This is a genomic window from Pseudomonas corrugata (assembly GCF_050920615.1).
Taxonomy (GTDB): Bacteria; Pseudomonadota; Gammaproteobacteria; order Pseudomonadales; family Pseudomonadaceae; genus Aquipseudomonas; species Aquipseudomonas corrugata.
In genome coordinates this window covers 5,380,269-5,403,647 of the sequence record NZ_CP130434.1, presented here as the reverse complement: position 1 = coordinate 5,403,647, position 23,379 = coordinate 5,380,269, and the positions used below count along the sequence as shown (strand labels likewise).

At 60.8% G+C, this 23,379-nt stretch carries 13 protein-coding genes; 7 read left to right on the top strand and 6 right to left on the bottom strand.

Going from position 1 to position 23,379, the window contains the following annotated elements; genetic code table 11:
• Nucleotides 1-96: 96 nt before the first annotated feature.
• Entirely contained in the window at nt 97-1,548 is a 1,452-nt protein-coding gene (gene pyk / locus QZH45_RS24145) for a pyruvate kinase (protein ID WP_055135161.1), read from the bottom strand.
• Between the two features lie 271 nt (nt 1,549-1,819).
• On the opposite strand from pyk, the gene QZH45_RS24140 reads away from it, so the two are divergent.
• The gene (locus QZH45_RS24140; protein ID WP_024781023.1) at nt 1,820-2,194 is read left to right on the top strand and encodes a tetratricopeptide repeat protein; all 375 of its coding nucleotides are present in this window, start codon (nt 1,820-1,822) and stop codon (nt 2,192-2,194) included.
• 269 nt (nt 2,195-2,463) lie between these two features.
• A complete protein-coding gene (locus QZH45_RS24135; protein WP_024781022.1) occupies nt 2,464-2,823 on the top strand; it encodes a PilZ domain-containing protein in 360 nt (119 codons plus the stop codon).
• Between the two features lie 222 nt (nt 2,824-3,045).
• On the opposite strand, the gene QZH45_RS24130 is transcribed toward QZH45_RS24135, so the two are convergent.
• A complete protein-coding gene (locus tag QZH45_RS24130) occupies nt 3,046-3,414 on the bottom strand; it encodes a DUF6124 family protein (protein WP_055135160.1) in 369 nt (122 codons plus the stop codon).
• Nucleotides 3,415-3,878: 464 nt separating this feature from the next.
• Here QZH45_RS24130 and QZH45_RS24125 point away from each other — a divergent pair, with 464 nt between their 5' ends.
• From QZH45_RS24125 to QZH45_RS24105, 5 genes are all read left to right on the top strand, one after another.
• Nucleotides 3,879-4,271, top strand: a complete 393-nt coding sequence (locus QZH45_RS24125; RefSeq protein ID WP_152979026.1) for a hypothetical protein — start codon at nt 3,879-3,881, stop codon at nt 4,269-4,271.
• Nucleotides 4,272-4,949: 678 nt separating this feature from the next.
• Entirely contained in the window at nt 4,950-7,559 is a 2,610-nt protein-coding gene (locus QZH45_RS24120) for a hypothetical protein (protein ID WP_155766199.1), read from the top strand.
• 36 nt (nt 7,560-7,595) lie between these two features.
• Entirely contained in the window at nt 7,596-11,171 is a 3,576-nt protein-coding gene (locus QZH45_RS24115) for a Tc toxin subunit A (protein ID WP_432783575.1), read from the top strand.
• Between the two features lie 69 nt (nt 11,172-11,240).
• A complete protein-coding gene (locus QZH45_RS24110) occupies nt 11,241-15,380 on the top strand; it encodes a neuraminidase-like domain-containing protein (protein WP_055135157.1) in 4,140 nt (1,379 codons plus the stop codon).
• On the top strand, nt 15,377-19,435 hold the full coding sequence (locus QZH45_RS24105; RefSeq protein ID WP_055135156.1) for a hypothetical protein: 4,059 nt from the start codon (nt 15,377-15,379) through the stop codon (nt 19,433-19,435). The genes QZH45_RS24110 and QZH45_RS24105 overlap by 4 nt, the downstream gene beginning before the upstream one ends.
• 1 nt (nt 19,436) lies before the next feature.
• Here QZH45_RS24105 and QZH45_RS24100 read toward each other — a convergent pair whose 3' ends face one another.
• The 4 genes from QZH45_RS24100 to QZH45_RS24085 all read right to left on the bottom strand — a co-directional run bounded on the left by QZH45_RS24100 (nt 19,437) and on the right by QZH45_RS24085 (nt 23,378).
• Nucleotides 19,437-20,768, bottom strand: a complete 1,332-nt coding sequence (locus tag QZH45_RS24100; protein ID WP_055135155.1) for a DUF58 domain-containing protein — start codon at nt 20,766-20,768, stop codon at nt 19,437-19,439.
• A 163-nt stretch (nt 20,769-20,931) separates the two neighbouring features.
• Nucleotides 20,932-21,936, bottom strand: coding sequence for an AAA family ATPase (locus QZH45_RS24095; protein ID WP_055135154.1), 1,005 nt, complete (start codon nt 21,934-21,936; stop codon nt 20,932-20,934).
• Nucleotides 21,937-22,027: 91 nt separating this feature from the next.
• The gene (locus tag QZH45_RS24090) at nt 22,028-22,840 is read right to left on the bottom strand and encodes a nucleotidyl transferase AbiEii/AbiGii toxin family protein (protein ID WP_055135153.1); all 813 of its coding nucleotides are present in this window, start codon (nt 22,838-22,840) and stop codon (nt 22,028-22,030) included.
• Nucleotides 22,809-23,378, bottom strand: a complete 570-nt coding sequence (locus QZH45_RS24085; protein ID WP_237140489.1) for a DUF6088 family protein — start codon at nt 23,376-23,378, stop codon at nt 22,809-22,811. Before QZH45_RS24085 ends, QZH45_RS24090 begins: the two co-directional genes overlap by 32 nt.
• Nucleotide 23,379: the final 1 nt, after the last annotated feature.

The following is a 23,379-nucleotide window of genomic DNA, read 5'->3' as shown; positions in this document are numbered from 1 at the left end:
TGTGGGAGCGAGCCTGCTCGCGATGGCGTCCGTCCAGGCAAAGCAAAAAAAGCCCCGCCATTCACATGGCAGGGCTTTTGTCTTTCAGCGGGGCACTCAGACCATCGGGTCGCCGACGTGCAGGATTTTCATCCCGTTGGTGCCGCCGATGGTGTGGTAGCTGTCGCCCTTGGTCAGGATGACCCAGTCACCGGTCTGCACCACGCCGCGCTTGACCAACTCGTCCACCGCCGCCTGGCTGACTTCGCCCGGTTGCAGGGCGGCCGGATCGAACGGCACGGTGTAGACGCCACGGAACATGGCGACACGGGCCTGGGTTTCGCGATGCGGGGAGAACGCGTAGATCGGCACCGAAGAACGGATGCGCGACATGATCAGCGGCGTGTAGCCACTTTCGGTCAGGGCGATGATCGCCTTTACGCCCGGGAAGTGGTTGGCGGTGTACATCGTCGCCAGGGCGATGCTCTCGTCGCAGCGCTCGAAGGTCTTGCCGATGCGATGGCTGGAGGTCTTGCCGGTCGGGTGTTTTTCCGCGCCCATGCAGATGCGTGCCATGGCCTGCACCGCTTCGAGGGGGTATTGGCCGGCGGCACTTTCGGCCGAGAGCATCACGGCGTCGGTGTAGTCGAGCACGGCGTTGGCTACGTCGGACACTTCGGCGCGGGTCGGCATCGGGTTCTGGATCATCGACTCCATCATCTGGGTCGCTACGATCACCGCCTTATTGTGGCGGCGTGCATGCAGGATGATCTTCTTCTGGATGCCCACCAGCTCGGCGTCGCCGATTTCCACGCCGAGGTCGCCACGGGCCACCATCACGGCGTCGGAGGCCTTGATCAGGCCGTCGAGGGTTTCGTCGTCGGCCACGGCTTCGGCGCGTTCGATCTTCGCCACCAGCCAGGCGGTGCCGCCGGCTTCGTCGCGCAGTTGACGGGCGTATTCCATGTCGGCGGCGTCACGGGGGAAGGACACTGCCAGGTAGTCGACTTCCATTTCCGCGGCCAGCTTGATGTCGGCCTTGTCTTTTTCAGTCAGGGCCGGTGCCGTCAGGCCGCCGCCGCGACGGTTGATGCCTTTATGGTCCGACAGCGGACCGCCAATGGTCACGGTGCAGACCAGTTCGGTGGCGGTGGCGGTGTCGACGCGCATCACCACGCGACCATCATCGAGCAGCAGCTCGTCGCCCACGCCGCAGTCCTTGACCAGGTCCGGGTAGTCGATGCCGACCACTTGCTGGTTGCCTTCGGTCAGCGGATGGCTGGTGGAGAAGGTGAAGGTGTCACCGATCTTCAACTCGATACGCTTGTTGGCGAATTTGGCAATACGGATCTTGGGGCCTTGCAGGTCACCCAGCAGGGCTACGAAGCGGCCGTGCTTGGCGGCGAGGTCGCGCACCAGCTTGGCACGAGCCTTGTGCTCATCGGGAGTACCGTGGGAAAAGTTCAGGCGGGCAACGTCCAGGCCAGCCAGAATCAGCTGTTCGAGAACTTCCGGCGAATTACTGGCCGGGCCAAGGGTAGCGACGATTTTGGTGCGACGGACGGACATGCAAGACTCCTCAAGTTCAAGCGCCAGCGAAGGCTACTATGGTCTTTGGGTGTAGTCATTGTTCATATGCACTACTTATTCGTTTCTTTTTCGAAGTGAACATTCCCGAAGATTTTCACGCCTCTTTGGCCTGGATCACTCTTGTGGCCATGAGAATTCATCTGTGGCGAGGGGATAAATCCCCTCGCCACAAGAGCGAGCCCGGCGTCATATAGAGTTGAAGATTTCTAAGGGTAGGCCGATACAGCGCTCAAGACAGGAGAACCTTCCCATGCGATTCGTGCTTTTTATTGCCCTGGCCCTGAGCATCACGGGCTGCACCCGGTGGTCGATGAACCATCACATGAATCTGGCCTACAAGGCCTACGACCGTGGCAATTGCGACCAGGTGATGCTCGAACTGTCCCAGGTCGACCGCGCCAGCCGGGCCCGTCGCTATATGCAGCCGGAAGTCTCGATGCTGCGGGGCCAGTGCCTGGAGCGGCAGAAACTGTTCGTCGACGCGGCGCAGACCTATCAGTTCATCATCGCGCAATACCCCACCAGCGAATATGCCTTCCGCGCCCGTGCCCGGCTCGAAACCCTCGAAAGCCTGGGGCATTACCCGACCCGCAGTGCCTCGGCGATCCGCCCGACCGCGTTCTGATCGTCACCGCGGCACAGCCGCCGAGGGATATTCCCCGGCGGATGGCCGGCAACGTTGCGGACTGGCTTCCGTCCCTGCTTGAGCTATATTTGTACAACTCGTGGCTAGAGCAAGATCTCTAATGTCGAGGCAACACCTGTGACCGGCAGGAACAGGCTCAAGACGCTTGCAAGCGTCTGGCACCGGGATCGGGGAGAGCGGGCTCGCTTGGGCTCGTTCCGAAGCATTGGGTAGGCCCTTGTTGAGGGCTGGGAAAAGCGATACGAAACATGTACAAAAAACGTCGAATTGATCGGCAGGATCTGCCGTGCTTCTTGAAAGTGTTCAACGGCGTCAACGACAGGCTTATTGGTTATCTGGGAAACGTTTCTGAACATGGCCTGATGCTGATCAGCACGTTGCCGTTGATGGTCGGCGCAGATTTTGAGCTGCACCTTAAGGTCCCCGCCGATGAGGGGCCGCAGAAAGACATCAAGCTGAAAGCCACTTGCCTGTGGTGCCATGAAGACGTGACACCACAGCATTTCGACGCCGGTTTCAGCTTGCACGAAGCGCCGCCGGAATACGGACAACTGGTCAGCGCGCTGCAGCAATATTTCAGTTTCCACTCCTTGCCGGCTTCGGCTTGAGGCCGCCTGACTTTTTTGCAGGTTTACTTCAAGCCAGTGACGGGAGAGGGACAAGATCAGGCTGAGCCCGATCCCCTGTGGGAGCGAGCCTGCTCGCGATAGCGGTCGGCCAGTCACATTAATATTGAATATGCCGCCGTCTTCGCGAGCAGGCTCGCTCCCACAGGTCCTGCATCAACCCTGTGCTTCACAGGGCATTCGAGCGTCGCGACCTCACGGTCTTCAGCGCTGGATCTTCTCTTCGCCGTCCAGCAGCCTCTCCAGCAACAACACCCCCATCTCGCCCATCTGGTGAATCGCCAGGGCCAGGTTGCGCGGGGCACCTTCCAGATCTTCCGATAAATCCAGAATCAGCGTGCTGACCGAGCAGAAGGTTTCGTAGGTGTGCGCGAGCATGCCTTCGGGATCGGCGTCGGGGGCGACGATGAAGTAATCCAGGTGCTTGGCGGTTTTCGGGTCGGGCTGGCCGTTGTCGGGCTTGAGGTAGTAGTCGAGGGCTCGTTGGGCGGCCTGGTCGAGCTTGGCGGGGTCGAGGGTTTCGTGGGCGGACAGTGGGTCGGTGTGCGGGGGATTGGGTGTTGGTTTGATCACAATCGTTTTTCCATGATTGGGGCTGGCACCCCTGTTCGCGACTAAACGAGGGGGTGGCGGCTGGACGCAGGTTAGTCGACCGGTGGAAAAACGAAGCCCGGCGCGCCCGAGGGCGCCCTGCGAACAGCCACCATCAAGTGCGGGGATAGGGGAACCCGACTGGATGAAGCTTGTGCACATCGTTCTATACCACCGGGCGACTAAACCCGACCGCTGGATATCAGCGACACGAATCAAGTTACGGGGCACAGCCAAGGCACACAAGCCGGCGGATTCTGGCGGATCTGTAGTCCGTTGCGCAAGGTGCTGTAGTCAGCCGGATCTTTACCTACACCCGGTGCGAGCCGCCTGTCGGCACTGTCAGAGCTGACAGGTGTGCAAGTAGATCGCCTCGTCGTTAACTGCGTTCAAAAGCATCATCGATGATGTTGCCTGTCGATGTCCCTAGCATCACGGAGGCGGTCATGGAAACTAAAATGAATGAGAGTGGCAAGAACACGGAGACTTCAATAAAAGCACAAATAGGTGAGTACTGGGCGGAACTCAAGTTGGAATACTCCTGGAACTCGGATGGTTCACTGTTCTCTGTTAAAACTCTCAGCTACATAGCGAAAAGCAATGGGCGCTCAAAGGGCAATATCAAGCTGGGGCTCGTTTCAAGAGGCAATACCGGGTGGCATCCCTTAACGGATAGTGGTATTCAGGATGGTGCATGGCACAGTTTTGTTAAAACGCTTGCGGTCGAAGGGAATGCAAACTTCGCAGACATACATTTTAACTGGATATATGATCAGGCATTTCCTTCGGCCGATGTAAACATGACGGGACAGAAAAAAGTTTCCTATCCATCATCGTAGCGGTTTTGTTCACTGCATTTCACTCCCGTCGCTCGTCGGGACTATCAAAGCAAGGTGCTGGCGTGAGCACGCCTGTCATCTACTGGCTCAAGCGCCTAGGCGATGTTGCCAACCGAAAACTTTCTTATAGTTGAGCGAGTAGTCATGCAAAGTGATGACGGTGTCGAGCAGGGCGAGTCCACAGGTAAGCCCGACGATAACATTGCCGACGGGCTCACCGACGCTGGTGAAACCCGCGCAGTGAGAACCTTAAGGGCCAGTAGTGGTGCGGCTTATTGGGCTGAACTGGAACTTAACGCCATATGGTCTGGGAATGGCAAAACGTTCACTGTAGAAACCATACGATTTAGAGCCGCTGACAACGGTCGGACTTCCGGGAACATTAAAATAGGGCTGGTTTCAGCAGGTGATACTGGTTGGGATGAGTTAGAAAAAAGGGCGACCCAAGACGGACAATGGCACAGTTTTGTGCATAGTCGCTCCGTGGCTGGGAATGTCGATCATGCAATCATAGATTTTAACTTTATATATGACAGAGCTGACACGACCGACAAGAACATGACGGCGCAAGCGCGAGTAGAGTATGTCATTCCCAAGCCCTCTATAACCCCAATCAGAAATGTCAGCGCCCGAAGGTTTTATGTTTATGGGGCGGGGGGCATATTTAACGGGGGGACGGTGTTTGTACGAACCAGTATCGACCCTGTCCACCACGTTGCACAGATAACGACGGTAAACGGAACCTGGCAAGCCCTGGTCAGCCTTTCGGCAGACGGGCGGCACATGACGCTGGACGCCTATCAGAAGATGGCCGGCAGCCTCAAAGAGTCCGAACGTGCAGCCAGTCAAGACATCTATCTGGCTTACATCACCGCACCCGCCGCCAATGCTGTTCTAGGCATTGGGGACAAGTTCAAGGGCTTTGGCGCCCCTGGAAGTAAAGTCAAAGTGGTCATGAGCGACAATCAGGGTTTTCAATTGACGCCCGAAGTGACGGTGACTGCGAACGACACTTGGGAAGCGGCTATTGATGCAGTACTCCCGGAAGGCTCTATCGCGGTAGTGGCAATCTTTGAGTTGGCGGGTTTCCCCAGCGTTATTTCCGAACCCGTGACCTATACCGTATTGCGCCCGCCGGCCATCACAGGTCCTGCCGCCAATAGTATTCAGGCACAAACCTTTAACCTCAGCGGTAACAACGCACTCAAAGGTGCAACGGTGACAGTCTATCGCGATCCGTCGGAAACCAGTGTGGGTCACACGCTGGTCACGCAGGACAATGGTAGTTGGAGTGCAGACGTGACCGTGGCGGCGGGGCCTACCTCGCTGGCTGCCTTGCAAACATTGAACGGGAAGGACTCGGGTCGTAGTTCGCCTAGAGCGTTCAAGATAAAACCGCCGAAACTGCTTGATATCCAAGTCACCTACCCCAGGCCCGGCACGGCGAGATTTTCCGGCGCCGGCCACGCCGGCGCAACAGTGGATGTTCATAAAACCGGCGTTAACGACCCGCAGGTCAGCACTGGCGTCAGTGGCGGCCAGTGGGCGGTGGAATGGTCCGATCAGCCGCCGGGAAGCTACTCGGTGGATATCCGGCAAAAACTCCCCGACGGTTCCGCCTGGATTCATTCGGATTGGAGCGACAGGCTCACGGTCACGATACCTGTGCCGACGCCGACCTTGGAGGTTCAGGTTGGCGGGGACCGCAAACCTGTGTTTTCCGGTATCGGTCACAGTTGGACGGGACAACCTGCGGCGCAGATCGAGGTGCTGCGGGTGGGCGAATCGACGCCTGCCGTGCCGACTGTCGAGGTTGCCAACAACAGGTGGTCAAGCGCTGCGACCGAAGCCTGGAATCCGGGGACTTACTCCGTCGAAGCCCGGCAGTTGTTCAATAACCTCTCTTCCGAGCCCACTTCAAGGCAATTCGTCATCCGGGCCCCGGTCCCCACCGTGGAGGTTCGCCAGGACGGCCTGACCCCACGCTTCTCCGGCACCTGCCTGAATGGTGCGCAGGTGCAGCTTCAGTTCGATGGGGACCCGAACTCCCCCTATGCCGCGCAAGTGAGCGGTGCCACTTGGAGCTTCACTCGGCAGGAGCCCTTCATGCCCGGCACTTATACCGCCAGGGTCACGCAGTCCTTCGGCGGCCAGACCTCGGATGAGGTGTCCCAACCGTTCGAGGTCGTCGTGTTGCGGCCGGTCATCACCTCACCGGTGAATGATGAAGAGGTGGAACACAACCCGATCATCCAGGGCACGGGTGGTATCCCTGGGGCTTTGATGCGCGTGTTTGATTTTGTATCAGAAACCCTTCTCGGCGAAGCCGAGGTCACCGGCAACGCATGGTCGGTGCCCATTACCGAGGATCTTGCGTTTGACGATCACAAGGTTTACGCGGTCCAGCAGTACGGCGAGTTTCCTTCCGAGGCCAGCGAGCCCGTCAGCTTCAAGGTGATCCTGTTTCCGCCCACCATCGACCATCCCCAGCCGGGCGATGCCATTGCCCGGGTTTCGGTCATTGATGGCTATGCCCGCAAAGTGTCCGGGCTGGACACGGCCACCGTCGAGTTGTGGCTCGACGGGGCGGACGAGCCGTTGGCGACGGTCCGGGCCAGGGGCAACGATGGCTACTGGTTCTATGACGCGCACTTGCCGGTGGGCACCTATACGCTGCGGGCCAAGCAGTTCTTCAAGGACAAGGACTCCGATTTCAGTCCCGACCATGCCTTCACCGCCGTGCCGGCCATCCCGGTCATCGAGTCGCCGGCGCTGCAGCAGCACCTCGGTGCAACGGTGACGATTTCCGGGCATGGCTACACCGGCGACTGGGTCGAAGTGGCCTGGAGCGATGCACCCGACACGGTGTTGGGCAGGGTGCAGGTGCAGGCGAACCGGACCTGGTCGATGCCCCTGGCTATCGAGCGCCCAGCCGGTCCTCATTCATTGATCGTGCAGCAGGAATGCGACGGGTACAGCTCCGGGTGGAGCGCGACCCATGAGGTGCTGTTGCTGTCCCGGGCACCGACGTTCACGACGCCGGAAGCGGGGCAGTGGTTCGCGGGTACGGCGTTCTTCGAAGGCACCGGTGAGAGCGGCAGGCGCGTTGAGGTGTCGCACTGGTTCGATGCCCGGCAGGTGATCGCCCCGGACCTTGCGGTGGCCGACGGCACTTGGGCAGGCTCGCCCCGGGAGCCATTGACGCCAGGCCCGCACTGGGTGAAGGCGTGGCAGGCCGGCTCGGACTGGGGAGAAAGCCCGCGTTTTGACGTGGCCCAGGAGCTGTAGCCACTTCGTCTTCAATACTTGAAACGGAGCACTGCGATGAAAGATTCTCCGGCGCAAATCGCCAGTCGTTTTTGCGAACAGCTCCTGGCGGGGCGACAGTCCGAGCCTCTGTCCGACCTTGGGCAGTATTTCGCGGCGGGTGGCTCGGTGTGTGCCCTGGCACGCAAAGGGGCATCCGGGCTGGTGAACGAGTACGGGCTGGAACCCGAAGCTGCCCAGGCGCTTACTTTGCGCCTCAACGGCTTGGCAACGTGGGTGCTGCGCGGCTTCATCGAAGATCAACTGACCCGTCAGGAGCCGCTTCCTTCTCACCTGCGCCAAGGCCTGCTGGCGTTGGTCCCGGGGCCCACCTATGAAGAGCTGTTCAAGCCCAACTTCAGTAATAAATGCCCGGCGGACGCGATCGAAGCCATCCATTCGCCCGTGGCCTATGCGGTGTGGCTCAAGCACTGGTCCGAGCGCCGCCTCATCCCTTCCGAAAACGAGAATGCTTACGCGCTCGCTCTGCGCCGCAAGGACCTGGGACTGCTGCGCGTCGACCCGGTGACGACATATCGGGTGGTGTCATCGGTCGAGGTGGTCAGCGCCGTGCTGGAAAAGTCCATCGAAGACTCCCTCAGTGAGGGCGTCGATCTGGATGAGATGCTGAGTCGCCGACGCTACCCCAACGGGCTGCCTTATCACCACCCGTGGGTCACGCTGGATGAGTGGACCCGGGATCTGAAACTGTCCATTGGCCGTGTCGTGCAGCTGTGCGATCCAGCGTTTCCCTATTTCCTGCGGGCGCTGCCCTGGGGGGGCAACAGCGGCGCAGCCCTGACCCAGGCGGCCCGGCTCAGCCCGGTGTTGCGGCAGCTCATGGTGGAAGAGTCGCTTTTCCCCGAGGGGGACACCGATGACTGGTTCAAGGAGAACTTCGGGGCGCGAGGCATTGAGCCGCAGAACCTGAACCAGACGGCGTTTTTCAACCAGCGGACCAAACTGACTCAGCGTGGACTGGAGGCCTTGCTCTCGGTCGAGTCGTTTGCCCCTTCGCTGTCCGACCATGTGCTGATACTCGATACAGTGATTACCCCCGGACATTCGGGTTCGGTGTTCGTCAACAATGGGTTGGCGGATGACTCGATGAGCATCACCTATGGCGGCGATGCCAGCACCAATAGAATCATCGGGCTCATTGAAGACGTGACCTTCAATGACAGAATCGATCGGCTCAACCGCAAGATCCGACTGGACAACGCGTTGCAATTGCCCAGCCATGAAACCGATGCACTGCTGACAGCGATCATCGCTGCCGAGCTGAATCCCGAGGCACGGGTGGGTGGCACGTCAGCCACGGAACCGCCCGATTACTGGATGACGAGCAGCACTGTTCGGGCCCTGGGACTGTTTCAGATGTTGCGGGAAGACTACCGCTGCTCGGCGGAAGAATTCGCAGCGTTCGTTGGCGACATTTCGATTTTCGGACGGGGCACCGAGCTGTCGCAATTCGATCGGGTGTTCAACCGCGACGTGCTGTCCACACCGGCATTGCGGATGGACGATGGTGCGTTCGCGCTGGTGCCGCAGACCGAGGCCGACGCATTGACTGTCGCGCAGATCTGCGGTGGCCTGAACATCGACCTGGCGACCTATTTCAACCTGGCCCCGTTGATCGCCAGCGCCCAGGGCCTGACGGCGCTCAAGCGGAGCCGGTCGGTGTTGTCCGCGTTCTACCGCATGGCCAGGCTGCCGCAGTTGTTAGGGATCGCGCCGAATGTGGCGGTGGAAATCTTCAACCGGTTGAGCGGCGAAGCCGGGCTCGCTGCGCTGCTGGGCTCGCCGGCGATCAATGCCCGCGCTGATTCGGAGTCACCGGACGCCTTGACCCAGATCCAGTGCCTGGAGGGGTGGGTGCGCTGGTGCGCCAACCATAACCTGGACGTGGCCTGGACCCTGGCGCGCGTCAAGCCCGTGCTTGCGCCCACCGAACCTGCGGAGGCACAGGCCCGGCTGTTCGATCAGATCCGTTCGCAGCTCGCGCCCGCGCTGTTTACCGAGGCCGCGTTGCGCATGGGCGGTGTTTCGCCGTTGTCCAACGACCGGCAATGGACCCAACAGTTGCTGGAGCTGGTCGATGAGCAGGGGGTGGTCATTCACCGCAGCGAATCCGCCGACCCGGCTTACGAGGATTATGCTCGGGAAGTGGTCGCGCGCGTGGTGCGGCGAGTGCTCGGTAAAGACGATCCACAGACCGTCGAACAGATCGTCGCAGTGTTGCTGAGCAGCCGTGCCGGCCAGCGTGGCGTGGTTCAGGAAAGCCTGGCGGTGTTTGGCGAACTGGCCCCGCCCCTGGCGTTGCCGGTGCTGACTTGGGCGGGCAGCACGGTGCAAGAGGTGCTGGTCTATGTGGCGGGACGCTCAACGGCGGATGTTCCGTCAAGCGCCGGTGAGGAGGATGAGCCCGGCGATCCGTTCCTCGGCATGCTCAACGGTTTTATCGGTCGCAGCGAGGTCGTGAAGACGCTGAAACTGAGTGCGGAATTCCTGACCCTTTACCTCGTCATCGGCGATGGCGTTGAAAATGCACCCGCCAGCGCTCCCTTAACGCCCAGCGCTTTGTACTACCTGACAATCTACAACCGCGCCGTCGCGCTCAGCGAGGAGCCCGAATCACAGCTGCTCGATTACCTGCAGCGGGTCAATGAACTGCCCGGTGACCTATCCAGCGACGGCCTCCGGCTGGTACAGGCCCATGCCGCCGAGCTGCTGGCCGAACTCTTCGGCTGGAGTGCCGAGGAAGTGCTCGCCTGCGCAAAGCGTGTCAACGGCGGGCAGGGTTACATCCGCAGCCTGCAACACCTGGACCTGTTCACACGCCTGCGTGAGTTCTCGCTCCAGAGCACCCTCGATGCGTCGACCACATTGAAAATGGGCATGTTGCTACCCGACGCGTCCTTCAGCGCCTACCGGGACTTGGCCGATCAGGTCACGGCCCGGTTGGCGGACCCCGACCGGACGTCACCCTTGTACGGCCTCCACGCCGCCGGTGATCGGGTCGAGGTCCAAAGCACGGTGGGTACTACCGAACTGGTTGCCAACAGCAATGAAACCACGCAACTGACCGTCACGGTGACCCTTGGGCAGGAGCCCCAGATGCACGTCAATGTGTATTGGGGGGCGGCGCTGTGCCGTGTCGAACCGCAGAAGTCCACCACCAATGAGCAGGGGCAGGCCACCGTCACGGTGCATGCTGGTCATGCTATGGGGCGCGACGTGATCAGTTACCGGCTCGACGCCCGCGAGCCGCAGCCAGCGGCGACGATCACCCTGGGCAATGATCCGTCCAGTTTCGAACTGGCGCGTCCGCAGGGCGATTTCATCATCCAGGAGGCAAAAGTCGGCGTTGACGTCACGCTGCGGGCGCTCATGTACGACAAACATGGCAACCCGGCTGCCCATGAGGCGGTGACCTGGAATCTCGATCCGCTTCTCCCCGTTGCAGGCAAGACCAATGCCGAGGGGATAACCGAGGTGACGTTCACCAGCGCGACACCGCTGGAGATTGAAGAGCCGATAGTCAGGAGGGGCAGCATCGATTTGGGCTTCCGCCCCATCAAATTCGTCCCCTGAAACAACGCTCCACCCAGCGCCACGGAGCTTGTCCGGATGGCGACGATACCCAACTCACAGGAGAGGGCAATGGCTACGCAAGACATCACCCGGGCAACCGCCCTGCGCCGCGACGCGTTGATCGAATGTGCCTTGGGTATCAAGGAAATCGAAGACCATGACGCCGGCAAGGGGTACCCACCGATCAAGACCGCCGACGATCTGCTGGAGTGGCTGCGCACCGACCCCCTGGACAACCATCAGGTCAAGACGACCTGGGTCGCCGAGGCGGTCAGTTGTTTCCAGCAGTACATCCACGCCGTCTACCAGAAGCTGGAGCCCGGCTACACCCAGCGGGAGTTCGACCGCAAGGACCTGAAAGAATGGGACATCGCCAGCCAGTATCCGCTGTGGGCCGCCAGCCAGTTGCTCAAGTGCATGCCCGAAGACTACATCACCCCCTATGCGCGCATCCGCAAGACCAGCCTATTCAGGACGCTGGAGAACAACCTCAACCAGACCCGGCTGACCACCGACTCGGTGCAGTCGGGCGTGCAGCAATACCTGCGCGCCTTTGAAGAAGTGTGCAACCTGGATGTGCTCAACGGCTATGTCGATGGGCCCGATGCCCGCCGTGCCGACTATTACCTGGTGGGCCGGGAACGGATCGCCCCCTACCGTTACTTCTGGCGCAAGGCCGACGTGCAGCTGGACGCCGACACCGGGACGATCAACCCGGCGGCATGGAGCGAGTGGCAACCGGTCGATATCCCCGCCGATGCGCAGGTGCTCGACAGCCGCCTGGTCTTTTGGGGGGGACGCTTGTGCCTGGTCTGGGCCGAATGGCGCCCGGCCTTGTTCGATGGCGACGGCGGCCTGCAAAAGCCCTACGAGCTTGAGCTGAAGGTGGCCTTCATCACGCTGGACGGAAAGTGGTCACCGCCGATACGGCTGAATCTGTCGGCGTTCAACGAGGACGTCAGCCCGGGATGTCGGCTGGTGGCGGTGATGTTGCGCGACGACGTGGACCCGTTGTACCCCAAGGGGCGGTTGGCGGTGCACTTGACCAATGCGCGCACACCGCCGGCCTTTATAGGGACGCGACCTCGGCCGGTGGAGATTTACGAAACACGCGACGCACTGTTTCGCAAGGTGGCCGACGAAAAGCCGCTCATGGACCACCTGGCCATGGTCCGCTTCTCCAAGCCCGAGACCCTTCAACAGCGAGTGGCCCCCGAAGGCTTTTCCAAAATGACGGAAACGGTGTCGAGTGGCGCCGATCCCCTGGTGGAAAACTTCACCCTCAAAGTGGTTGTGAGAACGGTAGGGGGCAAACAGCACTTGTATTACCAGGCGCACTGCGCCCTGTTGACGCCCGGCAAGACAGGCGAGCCAATGGCATTCACCCTGTCGCTGCTATACCCCTCGGGAGATGACGACCCCGACGTTGTCGAGACCCACTCGGACAACGGCGGCTGGTCCTTTGCGTGGCATGGGATCGAACGGGAAAACTTCGCCAACTTGACGGCAACGTTCATCCTCAAAGGTCCGGAGAACATTGGCGAGCCTCCTCGCGACTTTGGCCAGAAGACCTTCACCCTGGACCTGAAGGGCGTTCCCACCGACCCCAGCCTGCCCGCCGTGCACAAGACCGATTCGCGGGGGGGGCAATTCCTGCACCTCAATGACTCGGGGCTGGCGCTCAAGTACGCGCGCCTGAACACCCTGATCGGCGCTGAGCTGGTGACACGCGCCAATGTGTCGATCGATGCCGTGCTCGATTGGGACACCCAGTTTCCCGACGAGCCGCCGCTGCCCGACGATTCGAACGAACCCAACGGCCCGTTCGACGGTGCCAACGGGTTGTTCTTCTGGGAACTGTTTTTTCACCTGCCTCACCTGGTGGCGACCCGGCTCAAGGACGAGGAGCGCTTCGTCGAAGCCCAACAATGGCTGCACTTCATCTTCGATCCCCAGGCGATCGCTGACACACAGGCCGAGCGGGCGGATCCGAAGCCACGCTATTGGCGTTGCCGGCCGTTGAATGTGTCTGGTAGCGAGGGGGACGTGGGCTGCGAAGCCGACAACCCGACCGACCCTGACGCGATTGCCTATTCCACCCCCCGGCACTACCAGATGCTGATTTTTCTGGACTATGTCGCCAACCTCGTGGCCTGGGGCGACTGGTTGTACCGGCAACTGACACGGGACAGTCTGGCCGCCGCCAAGCTGCAATACCTGCGCGCCAAGAACCTGATGGGCACCACGCCGGACATGCACACCCTCAGTCAATGGACGCCTGCCACGTTGACGGAACTGGTCGAGGAACTCGAAGACAGTGCCGCGCTCAGGGCGTTCGAGCAGGATCTGCTGCTGGATCCGGGATCGCTGCCGGTCAGGAGCCATTTTTTTGAAGATCCCGGCGTTGTCGGCGTGGAGCGTTTCCGCCTGCCGGTGAGCCAGCGCGTGTTGCAGCTCTATGAGTTACCGGCCCAGCGCATGTACAACCTGCGCCATAACCTGACCATCGACGGCAAACCGCTGTCCATCGAGTTGTTCAGCACGATCAACCCTTCGGATCTGCTCAACAACCTGGCTGCCGGCGGTGTCGGCCCTGTGCGGCCCATGGGCGGGCCTTTGCGGGTTGCGGCGTTTCGCTGGCGCACGCTGTTCGATACGGCCCTGCGGGCGACCCAATATCTGCAGGAGTGCGGCAACCAGGTGATGCGCTTGCTGGAACAACAGGACCGGGGCGAGCAAGAGTTGTTGCAACAGCGCCACCTGACCGAGTTGAGTACCTTCGTCCGGACCGTGCAGGAAGAAAATCTTGAACAACTACGGGACACGCTGGCTGCGTTGAACAGCAGTCGCACCTTGACCGCGGAGCGGCAAGCCCACTACACGAAGCTGTACAGCGAGAATATTTCCAGCAGTGAATACAAGGTTATGGAGGCCCTCGACAGCGTTAAATTGTTGACGGCGCTGAGCACCTCGATGCAAGTGGCGGGCGCTGTCATCGATGCCTTTCCCAATGTGTTCGGCCTGGCCAACGGCGGCCATCAGTTCGGCAGTGCTCCAAGAGCCCTGGCTTACGGGTTCCAGGTCGGGGCAGAGGTCGTGCGCAGCGATGCCGAGAAGGACGCGACCTCCGAAAGCTATCGGCGGCGACGCGAAGACTGGGGGTTGGCGCGAGACCAGGCCACAGCGGAGCTGGCGATGATCGACGAACAGATCAACGCGCAGAAACACGCGGTGTTGGCCGCCGAGGCCAATCTGGATCAAATCGTCAAGATGAATGCCCAGGCCCAGGCACTCTATGACTTCTTGCTCACCCGAGCCACCCGCGTCGAGCTATATCGCTGGCACCTGGGGCAATGCAAGACCTTGCACTACCAGGCCTACGACCAGGTCGTCAGCCTTTGCCTGAGTGCCCAGAGCGCGCTGCAACTGGAAACCGCCGAATTCGGCCTCAGCCACATCCGCACCGATGCGTGGCTGGATAACTATTACGGCCTGACTGCCGGCGACTCGTTGCGCCTCGATCTGCTACGCATGGAGGCCGATCATTTGCTGCGGTACGAACGGCGCCTGGAAATCGTCAAGACCGTATCCCTGCGTCAATTGTTCGATGACAACAGCGACCGGCAGGCGGATTACTCCAGCTGGGACGAGGCGCGGGAAGGGTTGATCACCAACGGCACGTTGAACTTCAAACTGTCGCAACTGCTGTTCGACCGGGATTACCACGACCATTACTGCCGCCAGATCAACGCCGTGGACGTGACCCTGCCGACGTTGCTCGGCCCCTTTGAAAACGTCTGTGCGACGCTGACGCAGATTGGCAGCGAAACAGCCATCAAGGCGTCCCTTGAGTCGCTGGATTATCTGTATGGCGACAGCAGTCTGGCGCCGGCCGATGTGCTGCTCAATATCAGCAGCGGTGAACAGATGGCCATTTCCATCGGCCTGGATGATTTCGGCGTGGCGGCGTTGAGACCCGAAGAGGGCCTGCGCAATATCTTCGAGAACACCGGCGCCGTGTCTCGCTGGACGCTGTCCTTCCCCTGGTTCCAGGAGTGGGACCGCCAGAAGGACCAACTGGCGGCCTTGAACGACATCATCGTGAAGGTTCGCTACACCGCCAAGGTGGGCGCCCCGGCGTTTTCCCGGTACGTCCAGGGCAAAGTCAGAGCCGCCGAAAGCGCAACGCTCAAGGGGGGGCAAAGATGAACAGAGAACCGGTCAACACCAAGACCAATGTGCTCCCCAACGGACATTTCGATCTGGGCTATAACCACTGGAACAATGCCGGCGTGCCCGAGAGGCACGATAGGAAATCAGGCGAATGGGAGGGGCAATCCATCTACTACATGTCCCTTTACGGCGGAGGAGGGATCGCCCAGATCGTGCCTGCGCCGGTACCGCAATCGGCAGGGGCGCGCTACCGTTTGAGCTTCCTGTACGACAACCGCTCTACAGTGGCCGGGGTTTTCAGCCTGCGTCGGCGCGGCACCGAGGACAGTCTGGAGATCGCGCTGACACCCTCGGACAACCCGGGGGCCGATCCTGAAACCCAGGCACTGAGCCTGACGCCGGTGACTGCGCCGATCGAGTTCGATATCGAGAGCGATGATCTCTTCGAGTTCGTCATCCTCAGCCCGTCTGAAGCCACCACGCGCCTGGACGTGATTGTCGCCCGGATCGATTTTCACCTCGAACTGGCTCCACTGGTCCTGGCCCAGATTGTCAATGACGGCCAGGTGTTTACCCCGACCGGGGAGCCCCTGCTTTACCTGTGCCATGGGGCAACCGGCGCGAAGAGTCACCAGCTGTCCTTCCGGCCCGCGCCGGACAGCCCCTGGACGGGAACCGAGGCGTTGCTGTGGAGCCAGGACAATCCACTGGATGCGGTGGTGATTACACCCGGATGGGGTGAAAACCAACTGCTCGAAGACACCTGGCAAGTGGACTGTCCGGTGCCGGTCAGCGATGAAACCCAGTTGTTCAACCTGTCCATCTACAGCAAGTACCACGCCGAGACGTACCCGATTGCGGTGTCCCTGGGGCACCATCGGTTGGTCGTCGAAAGCCATCTGAACCCGGCTCATCAACCGGTGATCGAGCATCAACAATCGGTCAGGTTGGGCGTTCAGGTGAAGTCGTATTACCTCGACCTGCCCATGCCTCAACGGGAAGTGTCCTGGATGCTGGGGGATACCGTGCTGTTTCGCGGTGAAACCGACAACGGCGGCTATGCCTGGTTCGACTTTGCCCCCGAGACCGCCGGCACGCTTTCAGTCAAGGCCAGCGTCGAGAGCCCTTTCCATGCCGAAGGCAACGCGCTGCACACCTTCAGTGTGACGGCCCACGCCACGGATCCGATGAACGATGTCCGCGTGGCGTTTCCGAACATGGAGGCTGCGCCTTGGGGTGAAAAAACCGGCTATCCCGATCGCGGTGCGTCGTATCAGTTGGAAGTGTTGCTTGCCGACGACAGCCCGCTGCGCAACCGGTCTGTATGGTTGGAATGGGATGGGAAAGCCCCTGAAGAGTTGGGGGTGACGGTTTCTCCGGCGCTATTGCAGCCGGTCTCGGGCAACAGTAACCCGCTGAGATGGCGGCTGGACTGCGATGACCGCATCGACGGCGATTTCAGCTTGCGATTGGGCGCCGCCGGTTTGCTGAAACCTACCGTCAACAACGCCATGTCCCTGGCGCGCCACACTCTCAAGATTGGCCTGGTGCGTGAAGCCAACCGGGTCCCGGTGGTCGATGAGAACGATTATGTCTGGTGCATGGTGCAGGTGCTGAGCCAGGGGGACCAGCCTGTGACCGGCGTGCCCGTGGAGTGGGATAGCGCCCAGGGGCTCCAGCGGACCTGGTCCGGTGTGGACGGCTGGGCCAGCGTGATTGACCGACCTTCGGTGCACGGGCAATACACCCTCAATGCACGGGTCAACCCCCGTGAAACCGGGCAGGTGCCGGAGCATGACTTCATCATCCAGACACTGGCGACCAGCGCGTGGAAAACGGCGAGTTTCAAACTGGGTGACGTCGCGGTCGATCGGGTGGGGGCGGGTGTGGTGTGTCGCATGGGGCAGAACGCTCAATTCCATCTCACGGTGACGACCGGCAGTCCTTTGCTCGGCAAGGAGGTTTCCCTGAGGTGGCGCGATCCGGCGAGCGCCCGTGCCATTGTCATCACCGGCATGGATACCCCGACCCCGGTTACCGCCGCCGGGGTGAGCTGGGCCGTGCAAGCGCTGGAGGCCGATTCCAGCGGTGTGTTTGATTTGCAGGTGATATCGGCTGACCTGGAACCGCTCGACCTGGCATTCCGATTGCTGCCCCAGGACCTGGCCCCGACGATGACGCTGATGTTCGACCAGGCACCAAGAACCTGGGCCGCCGCCATCGATCTGTACCCCTGCATCGGTGCCATCCACGACCTGACCCTCCAGCCTGTGGATGACCTGAGCGGGTTGCATGGGTTGTTGTTTGAAACCACTGTGGCGCCAGGCCTGCCGTCAGGGTGGAACATCACCCCGCCTTTGACTGAGTCGGCGCCGATGACGGCGGGGGGCATTCGCTACCAGTGTGATTTCAGCGCTGGCACCGAAGTCGCCGCCCGTAGCTGGGCCGCTGAAGTCCTGGGCGTTGGTGCCTTCACTCAGCCGCCGCCCTTTGGGCTTAATCTGGCCCACAACAAAGTGGTGATCGGCACGCCTTACGAGGTCGCGACGGACCCGGTCCTGAGCAAGAACGAAAGCGCACGACTGGCCCTGCGGTATGTGTCGGCCTTCACGGGCAGGCCGGCCAACGATGTTTTGGTGGAGTGGCACGATGGTGAAACCTCCGAGAGTGGCGCCGACGGTATCGCCCAACGCGATTACCGGCCGACGGTAGCCGGTGGCAGTGAGGTCCAGGCATTGGTCAGCAATCCCTATGACGCGAGCGAAGTCGAGCACACGTTCACCGTGCACGCGTATGCAGAGGATCCTTGGCTTGACCTGAACGTACAGGGTGGTCCGGGGGCCGCGCAGCGTTGGGGCGAACAGACCTTCTTCCCTCGACGGTCGGAGAGGCTCGACTTGACGCTTTCGGTCGCAGAGGGTAGCCCGTTGCTCGATCAGATGCTGACGCTGGGGATCCGCGGTGCTCATGAACTGGATACGGCCATGAATTTCGGACCGGTAGGGTTAGGGTTTCCCCGGCCATTGACCGTCGATGGCCTGCCGGTGAGTCTTTCGGCCGGTGACCGGACCGATGCGGCGTTCTATTTACAACTGTCGGCCTCGCGGCTGCTGGCGCGCTCGCCGCTGAATGCTTTTTCCCTCGGCAGCCATATTCCGGTGGATGTCCTGGCGGCCACGCATCAGGACCCGACGGTGGTCGACTGGGGCGAAACATTGTCCTTTGAAATCACCCTGACCAACGCACTGACCGGTCAACCGGCCCGACATGTACAGGTGTCCTGGCGCGGCACGGACGCGGCCATGGAGGACACGATCACGTTCACCAACTTCTATGGTGTCGCACGCTTCAGTTTCGTGGCGACGGTTGACGGGCCGGGCACCGTGACGGCCAGCGCAGTCGGCGGGACCGAGGTTGTATCGTTTGAGTATCTCGTCCATGAGGCTTGCGTGATTCAAAGCCTGACCGGTGCTGACCTCGAGGGGCTTGCGGGGGACGAAGTCAGCGCCGAGGCCACGGTGGTCAGTGCGGCCAGCGGTGAGCCGGTTCAAGGCGTGCGGGTGCACTGGTTCTACAAGGGCGTTGTGCTGGAGCCGGTCGTTACCGATGCGAATGGCAAGGCGCGGATTACCTTTGAGTTACCGCCGAGGATAGGGCGATATTCATTGAGTGCGTCCGTGCGGGGGGCACTGGGGTGGGAGGCGGAGTGGTTGGAGTCCAGGATATCGGCAACGGAAGATACCTGGGTGCAGGAATTTACGCTTCGGCTAGACGAACGTCCGATCAACATGGACGACCTGGCCAATTGGAGAATGGTGATCAAGGATACAAGTACCAGCATTCTGGAGTTGAGGGTCAGAAAAGATAGCAACTTGATCAACGAGACGAGTGTCACTTTGTATGGGGTTCCACCGGAGGCTCTGGGGTTACGGTTCGATCCAGCGCTGTTCGAACAACTGCCGGTGACGGGCGCTCCCTTGTCCTGGTCCATTATCCCCAAGACAGCGGCTTACGGTGAGTTTGAGTTGGAGTTCCGCAGCCTCGACTCCTATTTGCCACCACGGTGGTTGCCTTTCAAGGTGGAACATTAATTTACAGATTCCCCGCTTTTTTCCACCCCAGGTACAGCGTCACCAGCTCGGCCCCCAGCTCCCCGGGCCGGGCTTGCAGTACCGAAATACCATGGGCGCTCATCCGCTCATGCAGCTCGGCCCGCGCATTCAAATACTCCACCGTCCCGCAATAGGCCAGCGCCTCTGGCAAGGTCTGCACCGGTGTCTGGCGCAGCCGATCGAGCGCTTCTTCGCGCAGGCTCGCCACCAGTACCCGATGTTGCTGGCCCAGCCGTTTGACCGCCGTCAGCAGGTCTTCGTCATCCTCATCCCGCAGATTGGTCACCAACACCACCAGGGCCCGGCGTTTCTGGCGGGTCAGCAGCTCGTTGACGGCGGCCTGGTAATCGGCGGGACGTTGGCTGCTGTCGAGGTCGTACACGGTGTTGAGCAACACGTTGAGTTGGCCCTGGCCTTTGGCCGGGGCGAGGTAGCGGGGTGGATCGCTGGCGAAGGTGCTCAGGCCCACGGCGTCACCCTGGCGCAACGCGGTGTAGCTGAGCAGCAGGCAGGCGTTGAGGGCGTGATCGAAATGCGACAGCTCATCGTCCTGGCTGCGCATGCGCCGGCCGCAATCGAGCATGAAGATGATCTGCTGGTCGCGCTCGTCCTCGTATTCCCGGGCGATCGGTGCGCGGTGGCGGGCGGTGGCCTTCCAGTCGATCTGGCGCAGGCTGTCGCCCTCGCGGAATTCGCGCAGTTGATGGAACTCCATCCCCTGGCCCCGCCGTTGGCGCTGGCGCACGCCGAGCTGGTTGAGCCAGTTGTCCACCACCAGCAACTGACCGTCGTAGAGCCTGGCGAAATCGGGATAGACGCGGATCTCATCGACCGCCTCCAGCAGGCGTTTGCCGGTCCACAGCCCCAATGGGCTGGGTAGACTGATTTCGCAGTGTTCGAAGATGAAATGGCCGCGCTTGAGGGGCCGCAGGCGGTAACCGACCTGGCTGCGCTGGTCGGGTTGAAGCTCGACCGACAGGGGGAGGTGTTCGAGATCCAGGCCGTCCGGTACATGATCGAAGACCTGGACGTTGAGCAGCCGGGAAAAATCGTGGGCAATCCCCAGGCGCACTTCGCTCCAGCGACCCAGTGCCAGGCTTGCGGGCATTTGCCGCTGCACGCGCGGCGATGGCAGGCGCTTGAGGCGCACGGCGTCGAGGATCGCCAGGACCAGCAGGGCCAGTTGCAACCCCCAGTTGATCGACACGAGCACCGATGGCACGACGATGCCCAACGCTTGCAACGTGCCCAGCACCACGCCCAGGACCAGCAGGACTGCCAGCCAGATCAGCAGCAGGCGGGAGGGCTTCATGGGTGCATGCTCTTGAGCAGGTCCATTGTGGCGAGGGGATTTATCCCCGCTGGCTGCGAAGCAGCCCCTTGCGGTGTACCAGGCAGAACCAGTGGGCTGCTGTGCAGCCCAGCGGGGATAAATCCCCTTGCCACAGAATGCGGCGTCATCAGGAGATCCATCATCACAACCGCGGCGCCGGTACTTGGTCCAGCAGTTGTGCCAAGACCTGATCCACCGAGAGCCCTTCGATGTCCAGCTCGGGCGCCAAGCGTACCCGGTGACGCAACACGGCCAGGGCGCAGCCCTTGATGTCATCCGGCACCACGAACTCGCCGCCACGCAGCAACGCCCGTGCCCGGGCGCAACGCACCAGCGCGATCGAGGCCCGTGGCCCGGCACCCAGGCTCAGCCCCGGCCAGCTGCGGGTGGTGCGAGCCAATCTCACCGCATAGTCGAGCACCTGGTCGTCCATCGGCAGGTCGCTGGCGATGCGTTGCAGCGCTTGCACGTCCTTGGCCTGCAACACCGTCCGCAAAGGTTGGACATCGAGCATGTCGGCGCGGGTCGAGCGGCTGACCTGGCGCACCATGTTCATCTCCTGTTCGGCGTCGGGGTAGTCCATGCGCACCTTGAGCATGAAACGGTCGAGCTCGGCTTCCGGCAGCGGGTAGGTGCCTTCCTGTTCGATGGGGTTCTGGGTGGCCAGCACCATGAAAGGCTGGGCGATGGACAAGGCACGGCCTTCGAGGGTCACCTGGCGTTCCTGCATGGCTTCGAGCAACGCGGCCTGGGTCTTGGCCGGCGCGCGGTTGATCTCGTCCGCCAACAGAAGGTTGGTAAACACCGGCCCCTTGCGCAAGTTGAACTGCTCGGTCTGCAAGTCGTAGACCGCATGCCCCGTGACATCGCTGGGCATCAGGTCGGGGGTGAACTGAATGCGCGCGAACTCGCCATTGAAGCAACGGGCCAGGGCTCGCACCAGCAGTGTCTTGCCCAACCCCGGAACGCCTTCGAGCAGTACGTGACCACCGGCGATCAACGCCGTGAGCACATCGTCGATCACCGCAGCCTGGCCGACCACTGCCTTGTGCAATTCGGTGCGGATGGCCTGGGCCAACTGACTGGCGCGCTGGCGCTGTTGGGCGGCATGGGCCTGGCTGCCGGCAGGTTCGTTCTGTTCAGTCATACGTTCCGAGCCCTTCTAACATGATTTTTTGTACCGCAGCTTTAGCGTTTTTTGTCTCTACATCGCTGTCGGCATTCCTTGACCATTTTGTTCAAGCGGCATGATTCAGCAGCCGCTCTGCGACAGCTGCGAAAACGACATAACAAGTCTGGAAATCCGGCTTATCTGCGGCGTAAAGCAAGGGCTTCAGACGCTGTTCGAAATTCGCCTTCAGCCCTTCGTCGGTTGCAGCAGAAACCAGACTTCGTCGAAGTACCCTATAGGGAGCCTGGTCGAATTCCGGATGCTGTCCCTTGAACTCCTCCACATCCTTTTGGACCAGAGCTCCAAAAATTTGGCAGGCAGCCTCCATAGCATCAGGCTGGCTTCCTGCGATACGCCAGACATCGTAGACGTGGCGAACCAAGGCAGTATCAAATTCACCGCGTTGATTTCCATCCCAATGCCAGGCACAGCGGCGCAGCAGTGACAGCACTTTCTCAGCGAGCGTCTCTGCGACCGTGATACATGTCATGGAAAAGCGGTTGGGTGCTTCACGAGGGACAAACTGGTCAAGCATATACCCCATTTCGCGTGTCTCTGCGGCCAGCATCGGTGGTCTGTGAATCAGTTCAAGCTTGAGTTGGGGGCGAAGCACGCCAGACACATCTCCATACGCTTTCGAAAGACAGGTACCCCCCGCGAAGATCAATTGTGTAGCCAGCATGATTGACGCGGGCTTGGTATCACCTTTCCGGCGATCTATCTGTCGCGCAATGTGCGTGATCTGAATTTGAGCCAGAACGCGCAATGTGTCGGTGATGTGCTGGTCTTTTTCAGCTACGACAGCGGGTAGGTTTCCCAGCAGTCCTGCCGTGGCGGCATCCTCGATATCAGACTTCAGCTCGTCGGGAATTTTTTTCATAAGTTAAGGTGCTGTTTCCTACCGTCACTTTCCGCGAAATGCGTCGACGTCCAGTGTTGACAGTCGCGCCCATAGGGAGCTGGGTCGATTTGCCGCTGTTGTATTCCGAAACGAGCGAGCTTGGTTCCACAGAAATCTTGAGCTTGCGGAAAAGCTCTGCCGCGATCATTTCCAATGTTCCAGCTGGGGTCGGCTTGCCGGTGAACTTGTTGATGCGGGTCTTGGCGAACGCTCCTTTGCTCACGCGGATGAGCATTCCATCCTCCACAAAGCGAGCCAGCACTCGTCCGACCTGAGAGTCACTCCCCATCTTGGAAAAGTCAGCGCGCAGGACTACCAAGCCTGCGCGCTGCTTAATCGAGCGGATCATGCGATCCTCAAGTTTCATGCCCTCACCTCTGGCGTGAAGTTGCAAATCATGAGGTGACTCTAGCCGTGAATTGCCTTTTCTACCAGTGTTTACAAGGGTTCTGTAATACAAAAACTGCGCATTGATACGCTTTTTTTGCGTCGCCAGGTCGGCGTTCGCGTCTTCCATT